Here is a 6,396-nt window from a genome sequence, read left to right as displayed (position 1 = left end):
GTCTGTTTCTCGGAGCGCTCGATATACTAGGGTTCTCGAACCGCAGTATAATTGCTCAACCAGATGATATTCTGAAACTCGGTTTGTCAAATCCACTGCGCTACTCCTCTGGATTACTCCATCTTAGACATTGACTCTTGTAACTAAGTATCAATAAATACTCCGCACAGTTTTTGGAAGGATACTACAAGCTTACGCGGGGCCAGGAGCATAAAAAAGTCGAATTAAATGTAAGTCAGGGGTAGAGCTGACATTGATTTAATTATCCACAGGGGCTGCGAAGTCAAGCGAGCATAAGCCATTGGGCTATATAAAAACTGTCCGAACTATTGTAACTATACACTTTTATTGGTCGAGTCTGAGGAAAATAGAACTACGATATCCCCAACAGACCGACTCTACCGCTTTTATGATTTTTCACTTTTAAACAGAAAGATGGCGCTCTATCAAGATAGTCTTATACCAATTTCATAAAACAGTGCTACAGTTAGTAGAAGTGCATTGTGCAATTTAGTAGCCAAATAGAGGTCAAAACAGTGTCAGGAGTTGCCAAGATTGTAATTCGAGAAACCGCAGCAGAACTGAAAACTTTGCTGGGTCTAGAGAAAGATGCTGTGCGCCACGACAAACTGCTGATTCTGTATTGGCTCAAAACCCAAAGAGTGGATAGTATATTGTCTGCTGCGGTGCGCTTAGGTAAGCATCGTACCACAATACAAAGATGGTTGTCTAGCTACCGAACTGGGGGAATAGAAGAATTATTATGCCAGAAACCTCGTCCGGGTCGACCCAGAATAATGAATCCCGAAATTGTAGAGAAATTATCAGAAGAGTTAAACCAAGTAGAAGGATTCAGTAGCTACAAAGAAGTACATCAATGGTTGACAAGCTGTTGTGACATTCCTGTGGCATATCGGACAGTGCATCAATGGGTAAGATATCGCCTTAAAGGCAAATTAAAAGTTCCACTTCCTGTGAATGAAAAGCAGAAATCAGGAGCAGTAGAATAGTTAAAAAAAACTGCCAATCTTAATTAAAGCCAGTCTGAGTAAAAGTCAGAGCTTTTTCAAACAATGGAAAAAAAAGCGGTATTGGAGTCAAGACGAAAGTCGAATGGGGTTACATACAATTCAAAGAAGAAAGCTAACCGATTACGGCATAAAACCGCAAGGCAAAGTACAATGGGACTTTACTTATTTGTGGTTGTATGGTTCAGTAGAGCCGCTAACAAAAGCCAGTTTTTTTTATGAGTTTAGTCATTTAGATACAGTGTGCTTTGAGAAATTTTTAGAGCTTTTTGCTAGTGAGTAACCGGAGGATTTACATCTAATTCAAGTAGATAATGGAGGGTTTCATAACTCTTTAAAGCTCAGTATGCCAGAAAACGTTATTTTACTATTTTAACCCCCCTAAAGTCCAGAAGTAAACCCAATAGAAAGACTGTGGGGATACATAAAAGAACAATTGCAATGGTTGAGATTTGAACAAATAGAAAAGTTAAGAGCGGCGCTGCAAAAAGAGTTAGAAAAGTTAACGAATCAAGTAATTGCTTCTTTGACGGGATGGAAGTTCATTTTAGAAGCCATATCTGTAGCAAGACTTTAAGAAAATGGTATTAGGGAGTATCTCAATGAAAGCAACCCAGCCCAAAATTGAAATTTTGAGGCAGGAGAGAGGAGGCAGAAGGCAGGAGGAAAGAAGAAGAAGGAAGGAGCCAGAAGAAGTGTTTTTACCAATATGAGATCCTCCCTAGTCTTATCCTTTCATCGGCAATGATATCGTAAACTCCGTCCCTTTTCCAACTACAGAATTTACCTCGATTGTACCGCCGTGTTTCTCAACTACAATCTGCCGTGCGATCGCCAATCCCAACCCCGTGCCTTTTCCTACTCCCTTGGTAGTAAATAAGTGGTCAAAAATATGACCTTTTATCTCATCTGATATCCCTGGCCCGTTGTCAGAAATGCGAATCGTCACCCACTCCTTAGACGGCCTTTCTGTCCGAATCGTGATGCAATTAGCTGGGGCTTTAATCTTCTTTAAACTCGGTTCCCGATTTGATTCTTCCAGTGCATCAATGGCATTAGCCAATATATTCATAAACACCTGATTTAATTGTCCGGGGAAGCAATCCACTGAGGGCAAGTTCCCATACTCTTTCACAACTTCAATCGCTGGACGCTGTTCGTTCGCTTTCAATCTGTGTTTGAGAATCAAAATCGTACTGTTAATTCCGTCATGAATATTGAAAGGAACTTTGTAATCTTTGTCGGAGCGGGAAAAGGTACGAAGACTGGTGCTGATACCTTGAATGCGATCGCACCCGATTTGCATCGAATTCAACATTTTTGGTAAATCTTCTAAGAGATATTCGATGTCAAGTTCTTCTGCTATTTGCTCGATGTCATCTCCAGGATGGGGAAATTTTTCTTGGTAGACTTGCAGGTATTTAGTCAGATCTTTGACGGCGGCGATCGCCTCATGAATATTGCCAGAAATAAATCCAACGGGATTATTAATTTCATGGGCAACTCCAGCCACTAAATTCCCCAAAGCCGACATTTTTTCGCTCTGCACTAATTGCAGTTGAGATTGTTCCACCTGGTGGGCGTAGTCCTGGGCTTGCTGATACAATCGCGCATTTTCTAGGGAAATGGCAGCCTGAGTGCAGAGGAAGTTGAGGACGAGGAGACGATCGCGAGTAAACACTCCTTTTGTCGAGCTATGTTCCAGATAAAGTATCGCAACTAAGTTCCCGCGATCGAGAATCGGAGTACATAGCATACTTTGAGAGTGATACTGGAACGTACAGTCATTCATTAAACCCGGAATATCGGTTTTGCCACCTTCAATAACCACAGTTTCCAGGGTGTGTTTGACATAATAAACCAGCTTGAGCGGAATCACCGCCGAGCCATTTAGAGGTTGGGTTTGCAGCAGGGTTGTGGGTAACTGGTTATCTGGATTAATGTGAGTTATTGCCCGGATTTGCCATTCCTTCTGATGGGGGAGTAGCAAAGCACAAGTTTCGGCGCCCGAAGTTTTTAAAATAATTTGGTTGAGGGTGTCGAGCAATTCATCAAGCTGAATTTTACTGGATAAAGCTTGAGCAGCTTGCACAATAGATGCGAAATCTAGGGCCTGGGAAATACTGGTGCTGCTATTACTGGAAGTCTGGGAAGAGTGGCTAATCGTTGCCAGCGTCTCTAGAGGATTAAAGCGATGTTTTGGCTGATTCAGGATAGGCCCAAGTAATTGGGGATAGCGTTTTTCTAAGTCTTCAACCTTAGCTAGTGCACCCCAACGGGCATAACAGTAATACGCCTCCTGCATATAGCTGGCGGCGACTTTTTCTTTGCCCCATTCCCAGTAGAATTTGGCCGCGAGTTCGTTGGCTAATCCTTCCTCTTGGATATAACCGTTATCCTTCGCTCCTTTAATTGCTAGATCGTAAAATTCTAAAGCTTCTGTTTTGCGAGAAAGAACGCGATTTTTTTCGGCTTCAACTAAATGATATTTGTGCAAGTAATTCATGGGACCATAATCTGCCCAGTCTTTGAGCTTGGCTTGATTTTCTTCCATTCGCTGCCATCGCGGCTCCGACTGGGACATCGATTCACCAGGAGTGGCCAGCACGTTCAGAGAATCATAGAAGTAGAAGATAGGTTCAACAATACTTCCCATCCCTCCAGCCAAATACTGTCGCGTTTGAGCAGCATCGTGTTCTGCTTTAGCAAAGTCTTCCAGCCAGTAATTTAATGTGAATCGATACAAGTAGAAGAAAGATAGTCGGTAAAAATCGACTTTTGCTTGAGCCAAGACTTTTTCTTCATAGGCATCCTGGCGTAAAGGAATCTCGTCCTCTGACTGACCCAAGAGAATTTGAGCCGCCTGCAAGTACGCCAACACACAGTTTGCTGCTGTGACTTGGTGGAGGTCGCACAACTGTTGGTAATAGGCGCGAATTTGCGGTTCGAGTTCAGCTAGCGGTTGACCGTACCAATAAGCATTGAAACAGTACAACTGGGCGTCGTAGCCCATAAATTCTAGATTGCCTGTTTCTAATCCAGCTTGATAGCCATCGAGAAGAATGGGCAGCGTTTCTTGCAGATGGATCGTCCAAGAACCAACATATGCCCCCATTAACATGGCGGTTGCGGCTCGAATGTTTTTGGCATCGGGTTCTAGGGCGAGTTGGTATCCTAATTGCCCAAACTGAGGCACCATTGTCATATCGCCCCACAGCATCCTCAGTTGGAAGGCGTAACCCACGTAGCAAAAAGCGGAAACCGGACTATTCCCGAATTGGATGGACAACTTAACCTGAAGTGCCACCACCAGGAAATAAAGCTTGGTGCCGGACATATAACAGACGGGTGTCAGCCGAGCCGCATTTTGCATAATGGCTAATTGCTGAGGGTCGCTCATTTTCGGCAGATGAAAGAATGATTCTATAGAGCGACCTTCAATTAAGGCATCAATTTCTTGCTTCAACTGCCGAATATCGTCTAGGGTTGGTTCATTTGGTAGGTTTACTCCTAACATTTGGAAGACTGATTGACCGATCGCGATCGCCTCGACAAATTTATTGTGGGCGACCAATGCCTGGATTTTGACTTGGTAAACTTGCACCTGTTCTAAAGGTGTTTTCGCATGATGAATGACCGCTTCAATCCACTTGTGCATCTGCTCAAAATCGCCCGCCAAGAAAGCCACCTCGGCAGCTAAGTCGTGCAGGGATAGGGTCATTTCATAATGCCGTTCCCAAGCGTCTGTTCCCAGCAGTTGCAGCCCCACTGTGGCATATTCGCGGGCGGCTTGATATGCGGTGGCGGCTCTGGCTTTGTGGCAAGCAGTGAAGTTGAGTTGGGCGAGTTCCTCCCTTTCCTTTTGTTCTACAAACAGTATGGTTCCGTAGTTCAACTGATTGACTAATTCAAAAATGCGTTCTTCTCTGGCTTCTGCTGAAATTTGTTGCAGGAGTAATTGCCCGATTTGATAATGAGCGATCGCGCGTTCTTTTTCCGGAATCAAAGAATAAGCAGCTTGTTGGACGCGATCGTGCAAGAAGCGATAGACAACTGTTTGAGAAGTAGAGCGATCTATGTTATCTTCTTGCCCTACATAAAATTTATAAATCTCACTCTGAGGTAAAACAAAACCTTCCTGTAAAGTTTTCCACAAAGCCGTTGCTGTTGCCGTCTCCGAGATTTCCGAAACAATTGCTAATGTTGTCAGATCGAACTGATTGCCAATGCAAGCGGCTAATTTTAAAACATCCTGAGTTTCAACGGGCAATTTCTGTAACTGCTGCGCCATGAATTCAACTACATCATCCGTCAGTGCTGCTTCTGTAATTTTGCTAATATCGCACTGCCAATATCCTGCTTGAATATTAAAAACAATCAATTTATCTTGATGCAATGCCTTGATAAACTGCGTCGCAAAAAATGGGTTTCCTTTTGTCTTCTGATACACCAATTCCGTCAGCGGTTCTGCTAACTTAGGAGAACAAGTCAGCGTATCTGCTACTAATTGATTCAAACTGGTTCTAGCCAGAGGTGCGAGTGTGATGGTATTGACAATTGCCCCTATTTTCGTGACTTCATCTAAAGTCAACATTAAGGGATGGGCAGCCGAAACTTCATTGTCTCGATAGGCTCCAATTAGTAGCAGGTGACTGGACTGGGATTCACTTATGAGCAATTGCATCAACTTTAAAGATGCCGAATCTGCCCATTGTAAGTCATCCAGAAACATCACTAAGGGATGCTCTTTGGTGGTGAAGACAGAAATAAATTTTTGGAATAGTAAATTAAACAGATTTTGAGCAGCTATCCCTGATAATTCTGGACCTGCGGGTTGTTGTCCGATAATCCGTTCTAGTTCGGGAATGACTTCAATAATGACTTGCCCGTTGTCACCTAGGGCTGCTAAAATTTTGGTTTTCCATGCTTGGATATGGAGATCGCTTTCACTGAGCAATTGTGTCATTAAATCGCGGAATGCTTGCACAAATGCCGAAAAGGGAATATTGCGATTAAACTGGTCAAATTTACCTTTAATAAAATAGCCGTGCAGTCGGACAATTGGTTTGTGAACTTCATTGACGACAACGGTTTTTCCGATGCCGGAAAAGCCTGCAACGAGCATCATTTCGCTGTTCCCTTGTGCTACTCGTTCAAATGCTTCTAAAAGTTGCTGTATTTCTCGTTCTCGACCATAAAGCTTTTCAGGAATCAGGAAGCGATCGCATATATCCCGCGTTCCTAACTCAAAAGTTTCAATCTTTCCAGTTTCTTGGCACTGCTGCCAGCATTTTTCTAAGTCATGTTTCAATCCCCAGGCACTTTGATAGCGCTTTTCGGCATTCTTCGCCATCAGCTTCATGACAAT

General features: G+C 43.3%; 2 protein-coding genes. One reads left to right on the top strand and one right to left on the bottom strand.

Features of this window, described 5'->3' with window-relative positions; genetic code table 11:
* The first annotated feature begins 503 nt into the window (after window positions 1-503).
* Complete coding sequence (locus QUA53_RS28360) at window positions 504-1,010, top strand: helix-turn-helix domain-containing protein (RefSeq protein ID WP_333249264.1); 507 nt, start codon at window positions 504-506, stop codon at window positions 1,008-1,010.
* A gap of 745 nt (window positions 1,011-1,755) precedes the next feature.
* Here QUA53_RS28360 and QUA53_RS28355 read toward each other — a convergent pair.
* The coding region (locus tag QUA53_RS28355) for an AAA family ATPase (protein ID WP_333101107.1) at window positions 1,756-6,396 on the bottom strand (4,641 nt) is incomplete at its 5' end.

Origin of the sequence: Microcoleus sp. Pol12B3 (assembly GCF_036701355.1) — a bacterium.
Lineage (GTDB): Bacteria > Cyanobacteriota > Cyanobacteriia > Cyanobacteriales > Microcoleaceae > Microcoleus.
Note: the sequence above shows the minus strand (reverse complement) of the source record. Positions and strands in the feature narration are given on the sequence as shown.